Raw genomic sequence first — 13,397 nt, 5'->3', positions numbered from 1 at the left:
CCCCCACCGCCGCCCCCGACACCCGAGCCGCCCAACTAGCCGACGCCCTCTCGGAGATGAACGGCACCGGCTTCACCGAACCCCACCTCGCCCTCGTCCCCGCGCGCCGCTCCGCCGACATCCCGGCCGCGATCGGCTGGACCGGCCCCCTCAACCACGACAACGACGTCGCCCGCCTCTGCGCCGTCCTGCGCACCTGGGAGGACCGCTTCGGCGCCCGCGTCGTAGCCATCGGCTTCGCAACCCTCGCCGTCTCGATCGCCGCCCCACCCGCCACCCAGGAAGAGGCGGAGGCCATCGCCGCCGAGCACTACGCCTTCTGCCCGGACACCGTCGACCAGCACTCCGGCCCGATCGAGACATACGCCAAAACCCTCATCGGCGCCCAGAGTTGGCACTTCTGGTGGGACTGACCCAATGATCATCGACCGCGTCTACGCCCACCTGACCCCGGACGACACGGACGACACGGACTGGCCCTGGTCCATCCCCTGCGTAGCCCACCTCCTATCAACCGGCCTCCGCCTCACCACCCCCGTAACCTTCCTCGTAGGCGAGAACGGCTCAGGCAAATCCACCCTCGTCGAGGCGATAGCGGAATCCTTCGGCCTGGACCCCTGGGGCGGCTCCCACGACTGGAAATACGCCAGCCACCGCCCCAAATCCCCCTTAGGCAAACGCCTAAAACTAAACGCAACCCCCAACGGCCGCCGCATGCTGTCGAGTTGGTCGGCCCGCAGGGGCTTCTTCCTACGCGCAGAAACCGCCCTGGACGCCCTGGACCGAGAAGGCTTCACCCCGAACGAAATCAGCCACGGCGAAAGCTTCCTAGCCGCATTCCGCAACAAATTCCACCACCCCGGCCTCTACATCATGGACGAACCAGAAGCCGCCCTCTCCTTCACCTCCTGCCTAGAACTCCTAGGCCACATCTCCCACTTGACCCATTCCGGCGCCCAAGTAATCTGCGCCACCCACTCCCCCCTCCTCACCGCCCTCCCCGGCGCAACCATCATCGAGGTCGGCGACCACGGCCTCCGCGAAACAACCTGGCCCGACCTCGACCTGGTCCACCACTGGCGCCGCTACCTCACCGACCCCACCACCTACCTACGGCACGTCATCGACTGACGATCCCGGCCGCCACACATAGGCGAACGGCCCACCGGACTCGGACTCCAACCGCCGCCCGAGGAGTCTTCGGGCCCACGGGGTATCGCCACGCACGACCTGAACGGGCGCGACCAGATCCGTCACGTACCCCTCAAGCTCGCCCGCGAAGCGGTACCGCCCGGCCCCGTTCGACTCGACATCCCGGAAGCCGCCCAACACAGCCACCACGTAAGGTCCGAGCGTGACAGCGAGGACACCGGCCCGCAGAACCCGCTCCGGATCACAGCGCCACCACCCTCGCAGCGCCTCGTACATCTGTTCCGGCACCAGCCGGGCGGAGTACCCGATCCATGCTCGCCCCTCTCCGCCCTCGGCCGGGTCGACCGCCGGTCCGACCCGCAGCACCGGCAATTCCCCCAACTCCAACGCGTCCAGGTCGACAGTCTCCCGCCGGGCGAGAACACGCACATCACCGGCGGGCAGCAGGGTGCGGTTACCGCGCTCACGCACCTCGGGGAGAAGGCCGGCGGCGATCAGCTTCTTGAGGGTGTTGACGGAGCAACGGAGTTCAGCGGCTGCGGCCGACGTAGTCATATCCATCAAGGCGCCACTCTTTGAGGCGTAAAATTGCTGAAGACTTCATACGTCCAGGACGCTTATTTATCAAGGCAGTTGCAACCCGGCCATCACTCCCACTACGTTCACCCTCATGCCGGACACCCCCCGCCACCCCGTGCGTTTCACCGAGGCCGCCGCAGCCGACCTGGACGCACTGCACCGCCGGGATCCCCGGACCGCACGCGCCGCCCTGCACAAGATCCTCATGCTGGAACGCGATCCGTACGCGGGCAGACCGCTCGTGGGCAACCTGGTCGGCTTCCGGAAACTGGTCGTGGGAGACAGGCACTGGCGGATCGTGTGGCGCGTACTCGAAAGCGTCGACGGCACGACCACCGTGGAGATCTCCGAGATCTGGGCTGTCGGAGCCCGCAAGGACTCGGCGGTGTACGACGAAGTACGCCGCAGGCTGGACACACTCCCCGACACCCCCGCCACCCGCGAACTACAGGACCTGCTCGACCAGTTCGGCCTGGCCCCGGCAACCGCGCCGCCGCCCGAACCGGCACCCGCGTGGCTCATCGACCGCCTGACCCACAAGGCCGGCCTCACCGAGGAGGAGGCGAAGGCCCTCCCCCTGGACCAGGCGATCGCCCGCTGGGAGGAGTGGATGGGCCGACCCCACACCTGACCGGCGCGGGCTCAGCGTTCGCCGAACTCCGCCTCCAGGCCCTCCCGGTCGACACCGAACGTACGCAGGACCTCGTCGAGCGATGTCCGCTCGCCCGTGTCCGTAGCCGCCCGCGTCAGCACGAGCAGCGCATCGGTGAGGTCCTCCTCGAGCTCTTCCAGCTTGCGGAGCCTCTCGATCCCGATCACCGCGGCGACCGGCTTGTGATGGCGTTCCACCATCACGGCTTCCCCGCCCTCGGCAGCCTTGACCAACCCGGCGACCCCCTTGCCGGTCGCCTCGGTCACGGAGAGCACGGTCGGATTCTCCCGGAGAATGGACATACCAAAAATGTACAGCCTCCCAGCGAATCTGCACAGATTTCTGGGCGCCCCTCTCTGACGCCGCCCGCGCTACTGCCGCCTCCCCCTACTGCCACCGCTCCAGCTTCCGCGCCGCCTCCACCGCCCAGTACGTCAGGATGTTCCGCGCCCCCGCCCGCCGGATGCCGGTCAGCGTCTCGAAGATCGCGCGGTCGCGGTCGAGCCAGCCCTTCTCGGCGGCGGCCTCGACCATGGAGTACTCGCCGGAGATCTGGTAGGCGACGACGGGAAGGTCGACGGCGTCGGAGACGCGGGCGAGGATGTCGAGGTAGGGGCCGGCGGGCTTGACCATGACGAGGTCGGCGCCCTCCTCCACGTCGAGGGCCAACTCCCGCAGGGAGTCACGCCAGTTGGCGGGGTCCTGCTGGTAGGTCTTGCGGTCGCCCTGGAGCGACGAGCCGACCGCCTCGCGGAAGGGCCCGTAGAACGCGGAGGAGTACTTCGCCGTGTACGCCAGGATCGCCACGTCCTCGCGCCCGATCTGGTCGAGCGCGTCCCGGACGACACCGATCTGCCCGTCCATCATCCCGCTGGGGCCCACGACATGGGCGCCCGCGTCGGCCTGGACCTGAGCCATCTCGGCGTACCGCTCAAGGGTTGCGTCATTGTCGACGCGCCCCTGCTCGTCGAGGACCCCGCAGTGCCCGTGATCGGTCGTCTCGTCGAGGCACAGATCGGACATGACCAGCAGATCGTCACCGACCTCGGCGCGCACATCGCGCAGAGCGACCTGGAGAATCCCGTCGGGATCGGTCCCCGGCGTACCGTAGGCGTCCTTCTTCGACTCCTCCGGCACCCCGAAGAGCATGATCCCGGAGACCCCGGCCTCGACGGCCTCCACGGCGGCCTTCTTGAGACTGTCCCGCGTGTGCTGCACGACCCCCGGCATCGCCTGGATCGGCACGGGCTCGGCCACCCCCTCCCGTACGAACGCGGGAAGGATGAAGTCCGCCGGGTGCAGCCGCGTCTCCGCGACCATCCGCCGCATCACGGGAGAGGTACGAAGCCGCCGGGGCCGGGAACCGGGAAAAGAACCGTGCTGAGACATGTCTCTAAGCTACGCCCGCCCCGGCACCGCCTTTGCCGACGCCGTGTCGAGGCCGCAGCCCCCAGCCCCCCGGCCGCCTCAGACCTGCTTCAGGTACGTCCCGACGACCCAGCCCCACGTGCCCTTGTTCGCCCCGGACAGCACCTTCCCGTAGCTCCAGGACGTCGACCCCCCGGACATGCAGTACTCGTCGAACGTCGTCCCCTTGGTGAGCAGCCCCTTGGACGTGGAGCTGCTCTTCGGCCCGCTGCGGAGGTTGACGTTCGTCGTGGCCTTCGACGTCACCGGCACCGGCAGGACGAGTTCCTTCGGGCAGGCGGACGGCATGGTCGCGGCGGACGCGGAGGCCGGCAGCCCGACCACGGTCACCGCGCCCGCCAGTGCCACCGAGCCGACCAGCGCCGCGAATTTCGTACGCAAAGCATTCCCCGTTCGTCAGGTACTGAGCAGTTACGCCCCCGACCTTGCGGCAGCACAGATTCCCGGAGCAACCCGGTGGACGCCACGCCAAGCACCCGTGGACGCCTCGCCAACGACAACCCCGCAGCGCGCCCCGCAGCATGGTCGACGGCCGCTCACGGCAGAAAGCCGACGGCGGAGCGCCCCCCTCGCAGCCCCCCGCGAGGAATTGGCGCTCCGCCGTCTCCCACAAAGTCCCTCAGGTGGCCCGGCGCCGCCGTCCACCGGGCCGCCGCTCGCTCGGCCGGGTGACGGGGTCCCCGGCGTCGAGGGCGGCCATCCGGCGCCGCACCCCGAACTCAGCGAGGGCCTCGGCCAGCTTCTGCGCGGACGGCTCGGGAGCCATCACGTCGACCCGGAGCCCATGCTCCTCGGCGGTCTTGGCGGTGGCCGGACCGATACAGGCGATCACCGTCACGTTGTGCGGCTTCCCGGCGATCCCGACCAGGTTGCGGACGGTGGACGACGACGTGAAGAGCACCGCGTCGAACCCGCCCCCCTTGATCGCCTCTCGCGTCTCGGCGGGCGGCGGCGACGCGCGGACCGTCCGGTAGGCGGTCACGTCGTCCACCTCCCACCCGAGGTCGATGAGCCCGGCGACCAGCGTCTCGGTGGCGATGTCGGCGCGCGGCAGGAACACCCGGTCGATCGGGTCGAAGACGGGGTCGTAGGGCGGCCAGTCCTCCAGCAGCCCGGCGGCGGACTGCTCCCCGCTGGGCACGAGGTCGGGCTTCACGCCGAAGGCGATCAACGCCTTGGCGGTCTGCTCGCCCACGGCCGCGACCTTGATCCCGGCGAAGGCGCGGGCATCGAGCCCGTACTCCTCGAACTTCTCCCGCACCGCCTTGACCGCGTTGACGGACGTGAACGCGATCCACTCGTACCGCCCGGTGACGAGCCCCTTGACCGCGCGCTCCATCTGCTGGGGCGTCCGGGGCGGCTCGACGGCGATGGTGGGCACCTCGTGCGGCACGGCGCCATAAGACCGGAGCTGCTCGGAGAGAGAGGCGGCCTGCTCCTTCGTACGAGGAACAAGCACCTTCCACCCGAAGAGCGGCTTCGACTCGAACCAGGCGAGCTGATCCCGCTGGGCGGGAGCGGACCGCTCCCCCACGACGGCTATCACGGGCCGCCCGCCGTCGGGCGAGGGCAGCACCTTCGCCTGCTTGAGGGTCTGCGCGATGGTCCCGAGGGTCGCGCACCAGGTCCGCTGCCGGGTGGTGGTCCCGGCGACGGTCACCGTCAGCGGCGTATCCGGCTTGCGCCCGGCGGAGACCAGTTCCCCCGCGGCGGCGGCGACACCGTCCAGGGAGGTCGAGACGACGAGCGTCCCGTCGGACGCCCCCACCTCGGTCCAGCACCGGTCGGAGGCGGTACGGGCGTCCACGAACCGGACGTCCGCGCCCTGCGCGTCCCGCAGCGGCACCCCGGCATAGGCCGGCACACCGACGGCAGCCGCGACACCGGGCACCACCTCGAACGGCACACCGGCGGAAGCGCAGGCGAGCATTTCGGCGGCGGCGTACGTATCGAGTCCCGGGTCGCCCGAGACCGCACGGACGACCCGCCTGCCGCCCCGCGCGGCCTCCATGACAAGATGTGCCGCATCCCGCACCACGGGAAGCGCCACGGTCGCTGACGCACTGTCAACTACCGTGGGCTGTGGTGCGATCGTGCCCGGGGCGGGGTCCGTGGGCACGACGGAGACGCCGGTACGGGCGTGCGTCCGCACGACGTCGAGCACCTCGTGCTCGGCGACGAGGACGTCCGCGCTCGCCAGCGCCTCCACGGCGCGCAGAGTCAGCAGTCCCGGATCCCCGGGTCCGGCACCCAGAAAGGTGACGTGCCCGTGGTCCAGGCCGGAGGGAAGGGTGGTGGGGCTCAATGTGCTCGCTCCCCCATCAGACCGGCCGCGCCCTGGGCAAGCATCTCGGCGGCGAGCTCGCGACCGAGCGTCGTTGCCTGGTCATGCGTCTCGGGCACGGGACCGGTGGTGGACAGCTGCACCGTACGGGAACCGTCGGTGGTCCCGACAACCCCTCGCAGGCGCATTTCCTTGACAATCTGCCCGTCGGCCAGCAGGTCGGCCAGCGCACCCACAGGTGCGCTGCAACCGGCCTCCAGGGCGGCGAGCAGTGACCGTTCGGCCGTTACGGCGGCCCGCGTGAACGGGTCGTCGAGTTCGCCGAGCGCGGCGACGAGGTCGGCGTCGGACGCCGCGCACTCGATCGCCAGTGCCCCCTGGCCGGGGGCGGGCAGAACCGCGTCTATCGACAGGAAGTCGGTGACTTCGTCGGCGCGCCCGATCCGGTTGAGCCCGGCGGCGGCCAGCACGACCGCGTCCAGCTCACCGTCGTGGACGTACCGGATCCGGGTGTCGACGTTCCCCCGGATCGCGACCAGCTCGAAATCCAGCCCGTGCGCACGGGCGTACGCGTTCAGCTGGGCCGCCCTGCGCGGCGAACCGGTGCCGATCCGCGCCGCGCGCGGCAGATCGGTCAGCTTCAGCGCGTCCCGGGCGACGAGCACGTCGCGCGGGTCCTCGCGCACGGGTACGGCCGCCAGCGTCAGCCCCTCGGGCTGCGCCGTCGGCAGGTCCTTCAGCGAGTGAACGGCGAAGTCGACCTCGCCCGCGAGCAGCGCGTCGCGCAGCGCGGTGACGAACACGCCGGTCCCGCCGATCTGCGCGAGGTGCTCGCGGGAGGTGTCGCCGTACGTCGTGATCTCGACGAGTTCGACCGGGCGCCCGGTCACCTGACTCACCGCCTCGGCCACCTGCCCGGACTGGGCGAGGGCGAGTCTGCTCCGCCTCGTCCCCAGTCTCAGCGCCTTGTCACTCATTCCGGGTCCTTCTCATCCGTTGCCCGGGACACGGCGGCGACCGTCTCCTGGTCGAGGTCGAACAGGGTCCGCAGCGCGTCCGCGTACCCGGCGCCGCCGGGCTCCGCAGCGAGCTGCTTGACCCGTACGGTCGGCGCGTGCAGCAGCTTGTCGACGACGCGCCGCACGGTCTGGGTGATCTCGGCCCGGTGCTTGTCGTCGAGCCCGGGCAGCCGCCCTTCGAGGCGCGCGATCTCGCCGGCCACCACGTCGGCGGCCATCGTCCGCAGGGCGACGACGGTCGGCGTGATGTGCGCGGCGCGCTGTGCGGCACCGAAGGCGTTCACTTCGTCGGAGACGATCCGCCGGACCTGGTCCACGTCGGACGCCATCGGCGCGTCCGCGCTCGCCTCGGCCAGCGACTCGATGTCCACCAGCCGCACCCCGCCGACCCGGTGGGCGGCGCCGTCGATGTCGCGGGGCATCGCGAGGTCGAGCAGGCACAGTGCGGGTTCGGCTCCGGCGGAGACGACGTCCACCGTTTCGGGACGGCGCCGCTCGGGAATGCGGCCCACCGTCGCGGCGGTCTGCGCGAGCGCCGAGATCAGCTCGGCCTCCCGCTCCGCCCGCCGGTCCACGCTCCCGTTGTCGACCCACGCCGCGTGCTGCTCCAGCGTCGCCGCGTCCATCCCGGCGACAGCGGCATCGCCCGCGACGGAGAAGCCCTGCTGGACGGCGCCGAGGTCGAGGGGGCAGGAGTCTTCTGTCTGCGGCGGTTTGATCGTGCGCGGCGCGGGTACGACGTCGCGAACCGCCGCCTCCGTACGCCCCTCGACGGCCCGGGCGACGTCCTCCCCGGTCAGCACCAGCCCCGTCGCCCCCGTACAGGACACCGCCAGATCGGCCCGTGCCAGCTCGCCCGGCACCGATTCCATCGGGACCGCGCGAGCCGTCACGTCCGTACCGTCGGCCAGTATCTGTACGAGCCGCTCGGCGCGGTCGTACGTCCGGTTGGCGACGACGATCTCACCCACCCCGGCGCGCGCGAGCGTCGCCGCGGCCAGCGAGGACATCGACCCGGCGCCGATGACCAGCGCCTTCTTGCCCCGCACCCACTCCTCGACCGGCGTCTGCCGCGCGAGCTGCTCAAGCCCGAAGGTGACCAGCGACTGCCCGGCCCGGTCGATCCCGGTCTCCGAGTGCGCCCGCTTCCCGACCCTGAGGGCCTGCTGGAACAGGTCGTTCATCAGCCGCCCGGCGCTGTGCAGCTCCTGCGCCTTCGCGAGGGAGTCCTTCAGCTGCCCGAGGATCTGCCCCTCGCCGACGACCATCGAGTCGAGCCCGCACGCCACGGAGAACATGTGGTGGACGGCCCGGTCCTCGTAATGCACGTACAGGTACGGCGTCAGCTCCTCGAGCCCGACCCCGCTGTGCTGCGCGAGCAGCGTCGACAGCTCGGCGACCCCGGCGTGGAACTTGTCCACATCGGCGTACAGCTCGATCCGGTTGCAGGTCGCGAGGACGGCGGCCTCGGTGGCCGGCTCCGCGGCGACCGTGTCCTGAAGCAGCTTGACCTGCGCGTCCTGACCGAGCGAGGCCCGCTCCAGGACGCTCACGGGAGCGCTGCGGTGGCTCAGGCCGACGACGAGGAGACTCATGCCGGCATCACGGCGGGGACGTCCCCGTCGGGTCCCTGCTCGGGGGAGTCGCCCTGCGCGGCGGCGGTCGCGTTCTCGGCGATCTCACCGGCCTTGCGCTGCTCGTGGAAGGCGAGGATCTGGAGCTCGATCGAGAGGTCGACCTTGCGGACGTCGACCCCGTCGGGGACGGTCAGCACGGTCGGCGCGAAGTTCAGGATGGACGTCACCCCGGCGGCCACGAGCCGGTCGCACACCTGCTGCGCGACGCTCGGCGGGGTCGTGATGACCCCGATGGACACCCCGTTGTCCTGGATGATCCGCTCCAGGTCGTCACTGTGGCGCACGGCGATCCCGGCGACCTGGCGGCCCTCCATCGCGGGGTCGGCGTCGATGAGCGCGGCGACCCGGAACCCACGGCTGGCGAACCCGCCGTAGTTGGCGAGCGCGGCGCCGAGGTTACCGATGCCGACGATGACGACCGGCCAGTCCTGGGTGAGGCCCAGCTCGCGGGAGATCTGGTAGACGAGATACTCGACGTCGTAGCCGACACCGCGCGTTCCGTACGAACCCAGGTACGAGAAGTCCTTGCGCAGCTTGGCGGAGTTGACCCCCGCCGCCGCCGCGAGCTCCTCGGAGGAGACCGTGGGCACCGAGCGCTCCGACAACGCGGTCAGGGCACGGAGGTACAGCGGAAGCCTGGCGACGGTGGCCTCGGGAATCCCTCGGCTACGGGTCGCCGGTCGGTGAGTTCGGCCAGTTGCCACGGTGCTCCTGCGGGTTGCGCGGGGCTCTGGGCGGTCATACGTCCCCGGACCGCCCCGTCGAAAGCAGGCTATGTCTTTGTGAACGCGTGCACAAAGATGGTGTCCGATTTGCCCGGCCAACGTGACCGGGGTCACGCGTTTCACTCCTGGGGGCAAAACAGCTCACGCTCCTCATGAATCCCGCCCCCAAGACCACCTGGCCATCGATCCTAAGCGACATTCGTACGTCTTTGGACTAGCTGGTCAGTGCCTTCCGCAGCCGGGCCTCGTCCACGCGCCAGAACGTGTGCTGCTTCCCGTCCACCAGAACGACCGGAATCTGCTCCCAGTAGGCATCGTGAAGTGCGGCGTCCTGCTGAATGTCCTTCTTCTCCCACACCACGTCCAGCTCCCCGCACACCCTCGCCACCACCGCCTCGGCATCCTCACAGAGGTGACAGTCGGGCTTACCGATCAAGGTGACGTGCTTCGGTACGGAGGGCTTACGCCGGAACAGCGGAGTCATACGTCCCATTCTGGCCCGGCGTTGTCGCGGCGATATCGAGTTGTAGTGGAGAGTTCACACCCCCCGAACCTCGCCGATCCGGAAGGCACCCGGCGGACTGGCTATGCTCACGACATGGCCGCTCTCGGATGGCTCACTCCCCGTAGGCGCTCAGCCACGGCACGGAGCGTGTTGGCAGGTGAAGCGTCGGCTGAGGCTGCGCGCAAGTCCTCCAAGGAGGACGAGGAGAAGACCGCTGGTGCGGACAGGGAGCCGGAGTTCCCCGTCCAGGGCGACGACAAGGCCGCCGCGTTCTTCGACCTCGACAACACGGTCATGCAGGGCGCGGCCCTCTTCCACTTCGGCCGCGGCCTCTACAAACGCAAGTTCTTCGAGACCCGCGACCTCGCCCGCTTCGCCTGGCAGCAGGCGTACTTCCGCATGGCCGGCCACGAGGACCCCGAGCACATGCAGGACGCCCGCGACTCCGCCCTGTCCATCGTGAAGGGCCACCGCGTCGCCGAACTCCAGTCGATCGGCGAAGAGATCTACGACGAGTACCTCGCCGACCGCATCTGGCCGGGCACCCGAGCCCTGGCCCAGGCCCACCTGGACGCGGGCCAAAAGGTGTGGCTGGTCACAGCGGCCCCGATCGAAATCGCCCGCGTCATCGCCCGCCGCCTAGGCCTCACAGGCGCCCTAGGCACAGTCGCAGAATCAATAGACGGCATCTACACAGGCAGGCTAGTAGGCGAACTCCTCCACGGCCCCGCCAAAGCCGAAGCAGTCCGCGCCCTGGCCACCGCCGAATCCCTCGACCTCACCCGCTGCGCCGCCTACAGCGACAGCCACAACGACATCCCCATGCTCTCCCTCGTCGGCCACCCCTACGCCATCAACCCCGACTCCAAACTCCGCAAACACGCCCGCAACCTCGACTGGCGCCTCCGCGACTACCGCACCGGCCGCAAGGCCGCCCGCGTAGGCATCCCAGCGGCAGCAGGCGTGGGCGCGGTAGCGGGGGGCACGGCAGCGGCAATCGCGTTGAGCCGCCGCAAGCGCTGACGGAGTTCAACGAAACACACGATTACCGCCAACTCGCATCCCACGCGCGGGCAATCGGCGTTCAGGGGCACGGGGCTGCACCCATCAACGGCTCCGCCGCGGGGCGCGACAAGCCACAACACCCCTGCGCCACCCGATTATCCGACGGCCGGAAAATCACCGAAGCCGTCCCACCAGCAACCCCGCACGAGCCCCAGCAAACGTCAACTCGCATCCCACGCGCGGACAGTTGGCGTTTAGGGGCGCGGGGAACTGCGCGACAAGCCACAACGTGCCCCGCACCCGGCACAACACGCCCTGAAGCACCCCCGTAGCCGATCTTTTTCGATCAACCCGCGCTCAGAACACCGAACTTGATCCGCCCTCAATCGATCACAAACCCCATGTAATCGAAGTTTTGAGCAACTCGGCGTAGCAGCACCTTCACGAAGCGTTATTCTCCTCAAACGCATTCCGGAACCCGCCCACCACTGCAACAGGTGATCGGTCCCGCACTGCACGTGATGGAAGCTCTGCCTCTGGGAGTCCCGTGTACCCACACGTCGGGGTTGACGCCTCGGGCCTGGCTACGCTGCGCGATTCGATCGCAACGCTAAAGGAAACGCTGCGCGGCTGTGTCCCCCCCGCGTTCGGCGTCCCCGCCTTCGCCACCGCCACCCCCGTCGGCGCGTGCTACGCGCTCGCCGACGGCGGCACCACCGTCGGCAGGCGCGGTCGCACGACCGCCCCCGCCGCCCGCCGCCCCGCCGCGGACAGCGACAGCGCCCGCATGATGGACCTCGTGGAACGCGCGCAGTCCGGCGAGGCGGAAGCCTTCGGCTGCCTGTACGACCAGTACAGCGACACGGTCTACCGGTACATCTACTACCGGGTGGGCGGAAAGGCCACCGCCGAGGACCTCACCAGCGAGACATTCCTGCGCGCACTCAGAAGGATCGGCACCTTCACCTGGCAGGGCCGCGACTTCGGCGCCTGGCTGGTGACGATCGCCCGCAACCTCGTCGCCGACCACTTCAAGTCGAGCCGCTTCCGCCTGGAGGTGACGACCGGCGAGATGCTCGACGCGAACGAGGTCGAGCGCTCCCCGGAGGACTCCGTCCTGGAGTCCCTGTCGAACGCCGCGCTCCTGGACGCCGTACGCCGCCTCAACCCCCAACAGCAGGAGTGCGTGACGCTCCGCTTCCTCCAGGGCCTGTCGGTCGCGGAGACCGCGCGGGTGATGGGCAAGAACGAGGGCGCGATCAAGACGCTCCAGTACCGGGCCGTCCGTACCCTCGCCCGGCTCCTGCCGGAAGACGCGCGGTAACCGAAACCTCCCGCCAACTCACTTTCAGTGAAAGTCCGTTGACTTCCCGATCCGATCATCCTCAGTCCGTAACCCAAGTGCCGCGCCATTCGTTGAGCGGGATACAGGCTCCCTGTGGTCACGTTCCGCCCGCCCCCGATCACCCGATCGTGGGGAACCGGTCGAGGACGTGCAACCCTCAGACCCCCAGGGGAGTCGACCGTGATGACGAGAGGAGGTGCCGCCAGTGATCGCGAACGTATCGGCACACCGGCGGGCGAACGCCTTCGCCCAGGCCCTGGAGGATTCCGACCGGGGCACGGCGGCCGAGCAGCCCGAGGGATCACCGCCGGCACCGGCCGCCGCCGACCGCACCGAACAGGACACGCTGCTGTCCCTGACGGCGGACCTCGCGGAGCTGCCGAAGCCGCAGCTGGACCCCGAGGTCAAGGTCGTCCAGCGGGCGCAGTTGGTCGCCGCGATGGAAGCGATGCTGCAAGGGGGTGAGGCCCCCTCCGTACCGGAACAGCGCGGTCACCGCGCCGCGAAACACCGGGCGCTCGGCAAGCTCCGCCCGCGCGGCCGGCTCGCGAAGGGCCTCACGGCGGGCGGCCTCAGCGTCGGCGTCGCCGCGGGCGCCTTCGGCGGGGTCGCGGCGGCGAGTTCGGACGCGCTGCCGGGCGACTCGTTGTACGGCCTGAAGCGCGGCATCGAGGACTTCAAGCTGACGTACCTGACGGACGACGACACGGAGCGCGGCCAGGCGTACCTGGACCAGGCGTCGACGCGCCTGAACGAAGCGCGCCGCCTCCTCGACCGAGGCCGAGGCGCCCACCTCGACCACGAGTCGCTGGGCGAGATCCGCCGCACCCTCTCGGGCATGACCCACGACGCGACGGAGGGCCACCGCCTCCTGCACGAGGCGTACGAACGCGACCCGGAGTCCCTGGGCCCGATGCGCGCCCTCTCCGCCTTCGCCCAGTCCCACCGCGAAACATGGGGCGCCCTCCGCAACAGCCTCCCGGTCCAACTGGGCGACGTGGGCGACCAGGTCACCTCGGTCTTCGACGCGATGGACGAGGAGGTGGCCCCCCTGCAATCCCTCCTC

Annotated in this window: 15 protein-coding genes; 6 read left to right on the top strand and 9 right to left on the bottom strand. The window is 69.9% G+C overall.

The window, feature by feature from the left end:
- Positions 1-413: DUF4253 domain-containing protein (locus tag AOK24_RS31735; protein ID WP_159052045.1), on the top strand; the 413-nt coding region annotated here is incomplete at its 5' end.
- Between the two features lie 4 nt (positions 414-417).
- Positions 418-1,131 carry an AAA family ATPase gene (locus AOK24_RS31730; protein WP_055723480.1) on the top strand — a complete coding sequence of 238 codons (714 nt, stop codon included), beginning with the start codon at positions 418-420 and terminating at the stop codon, positions 1,129-1,131.
- On the opposite strand, the gene AOK24_RS31725 is transcribed toward AOK24_RS31730, so the two are convergent.
- Positions 1,111-1,713: a helix-turn-helix domain-containing protein gene (locus AOK24_RS31725; RefSeq protein ID WP_063799548.1), complete on the bottom strand. Its 603-nt coding sequence runs from the start codon at positions 1,711-1,713 to the stop codon at positions 1,111-1,113. The genes AOK24_RS31730 and AOK24_RS31725 overlap by 21 nt on opposite strands.
- Before the next feature lie 109 nt (positions 1,714-1,822).
- Here AOK24_RS31725 and AOK24_RS31720 point away from each other — a divergent pair, with 109 nt between their 5' ends.
- The gene (locus AOK24_RS31720) at positions 1,823-2,362 is read left to right on the top strand and encodes a type II toxin-antitoxin system RelE/ParE family toxin (protein ID WP_055723478.1); all 540 of its coding nucleotides are present in this window, start codon (positions 1,823-1,825) and stop codon (positions 2,360-2,362) included.
- Positions 2,363-2,373: 11 nt separating this feature from the next.
- Here AOK24_RS31720 and AOK24_RS31715 read toward each other — a convergent pair whose 3' ends face one another.
- The 8 genes from AOK24_RS31715 to AOK24_RS31680 all read right to left on the bottom strand — a co-directional run bounded on the left by AOK24_RS31715 (position 2,374) and on the right by AOK24_RS31680 (position 9,969).
- Positions 2,374-2,649: a type II toxin-antitoxin system Phd/YefM family antitoxin gene (locus tag AOK24_RS31715; RefSeq protein ID WP_159052044.1), complete on the bottom strand. Its 276-nt coding sequence runs from the start codon at positions 2,647-2,649 to the stop codon at positions 2,374-2,376.
- 121 nt (positions 2,650-2,770) lie between these two features.
- Positions 2,771-3,772: a porphobilinogen synthase gene (gene hemB / locus AOK24_RS31710; protein WP_055723476.1), complete on the bottom strand. Its 1,002-nt coding sequence runs from the start codon at positions 3,770-3,772 to the stop codon at positions 2,771-2,773.
- Positions 3,773-3,850: 78 nt separating this feature from the next.
- Positions 3,851-4,192: an SH3 domain-containing protein gene (locus AOK24_RS31705; protein ID WP_240001018.1), complete on the bottom strand. Its 342-nt coding sequence runs from the start codon at positions 4,190-4,192 to the stop codon at positions 3,851-3,853.
- 238 nt (positions 4,193-4,430) lie between these two features.
- Positions 4,431-6,116 carry a bifunctional uroporphyrinogen-III C-methyltransferase/uroporphyrinogen-III synthase gene (locus AOK24_RS31700; RefSeq protein WP_055723475.1) on the bottom strand — a complete coding sequence of 562 codons (1,686 nt, stop codon included), beginning with the start codon at positions 6,114-6,116 and terminating at the stop codon, positions 4,431-4,433.
- Positions 6,113-7,072, bottom strand: a complete 960-nt coding sequence (gene hemC, locus AOK24_RS31695; RefSeq protein ID WP_055723474.1) for a hydroxymethylbilane synthase — start codon at positions 7,070-7,072, stop codon at positions 6,113-6,115. The genes AOK24_RS31700 and hemC overlap by 4 nt, the downstream gene beginning before the upstream one ends.
- Positions 7,069-8,709, bottom strand: coding sequence for a glutamyl-tRNA reductase (locus AOK24_RS31690; RefSeq protein ID WP_055723473.1), 1,641 nt, complete (start codon positions 8,707-8,709; stop codon positions 7,069-7,071). The genes hemC and AOK24_RS31690 overlap by 4 nt, the downstream gene beginning before the upstream one ends.
- The gene (locus AOK24_RS31685; protein ID WP_055723472.1) at positions 8,706-9,455 is read right to left on the bottom strand and encodes a redox-sensing transcriptional repressor Rex; all 750 of its coding nucleotides are present in this window, start codon (positions 9,453-9,455) and stop codon (positions 8,706-8,708) included. Before AOK24_RS31685 ends, AOK24_RS31690 begins: the two co-directional genes overlap by 4 nt.
- 235 nt (positions 9,456-9,690) lie before the next feature.
- Positions 9,691-9,969: a glutaredoxin family protein gene (locus AOK24_RS31680; RefSeq protein ID WP_079057091.1), complete on the bottom strand. Its 279-nt coding sequence runs from the start codon at positions 9,967-9,969 to the stop codon at positions 9,691-9,693.
- Between the two features lie 105 nt (positions 9,970-10,074).
- On the opposite strand from AOK24_RS31680, the gene AOK24_RS31675 reads away from it, so the two are divergent.
- The 3 genes from AOK24_RS31675 to AOK24_RS31665 form a co-directional block, all read left to right on the top strand.
- On the top strand, positions 10,075-11,004 hold the full coding sequence (locus AOK24_RS31675) for an HAD family hydrolase (RefSeq protein ID WP_079057090.1): 930 nt from the start codon (positions 10,075-10,077) through the stop codon (positions 11,002-11,004).
- Positions 11,005-11,533: 529 nt separating this feature from the next.
- Entirely contained in the window at positions 11,534-12,310 is a 777-nt protein-coding gene (locus AOK24_RS31670; protein WP_010351070.1) for an ECF subfamily RNA polymerase sigma factor, BldN family, read from the top strand.
- A 226-nt stretch (positions 12,311-12,536) separates the two neighbouring features.
- The coding region (locus AOK24_RS31665; protein WP_055723469.1) for a DUF5667 domain-containing protein at positions 12,537-13,397 on the top strand (861 nt) is incomplete at its 3' end.

Source organism: Streptomyces niveiscabiei (assembly GCF_001419795.1).
Lineage (GTDB): Bacteria > Actinomycetota > Actinomycetes > Streptomycetales > Streptomycetaceae > Streptomyces > Streptomyces niveiscabiei.
Note: the sequence above shows the minus strand (reverse complement) of the source record. Positions and strands in the feature narration are given on the sequence as shown.

What these genes read in the sequence shown, in the direction of transcription:
- AOK24_RS31730 (WP_055723480.1), top strand. Translation starts at nt 418, where the DNA reads ATGATCATCGACCGCGTCTACGCCCACCTGACCCCGGACGACACGGAC.
- AOK24_RS31725 (WP_063799548.1), bottom strand. Translation starts at nt 1,713, where the DNA reads ATGGATATGACTACGTCGGCCGCAGCCGCTGAACTCCGTTGCTCCGTC.
- AOK24_RS31720 (WP_055723478.1), top strand. Translation starts at nt 1,823, where the DNA reads ATGCCGGACACCCCCCGCCACCCCGTGCGTTTCACCGAGGCCGCCGCA.
- hemB (WP_055723476.1), bottom strand. Translation starts at nt 3,772, where the DNA reads ATGTCTCAGCACGGTTCTTTTCCCGGTTCCCGGCCCCGGCGGCTTCGT.
- hemC (WP_055723474.1), bottom strand. Translation starts at nt 7,072, where the DNA reads ATGAGTGACAAGGCGCTGAGACTGGGGACGAGGCGGAGCAGACTCGCC.
- AOK24_RS31690 (WP_055723473.1), bottom strand. Translation starts at nt 8,709, where the DNA reads ATGAGTCTCCTCGTCGTCGGCCTGAGCCACCGCAGCGCTCCCGTGAGC.
- AOK24_RS31680 (WP_079057091.1), bottom strand. Translation starts at nt 9,969, where the DNA reads ATGGGACGTATGACTCCGCTGTTCCGGCGTAAGCCCTCCGTACCGAAG.
- AOK24_RS31675 (WP_079057090.1), top strand. Translation starts at nt 10,075, where the DNA reads ATGGCCGCTCTCGGATGGCTCACTCCCCGTAGGCGCTCAGCCACGGCA.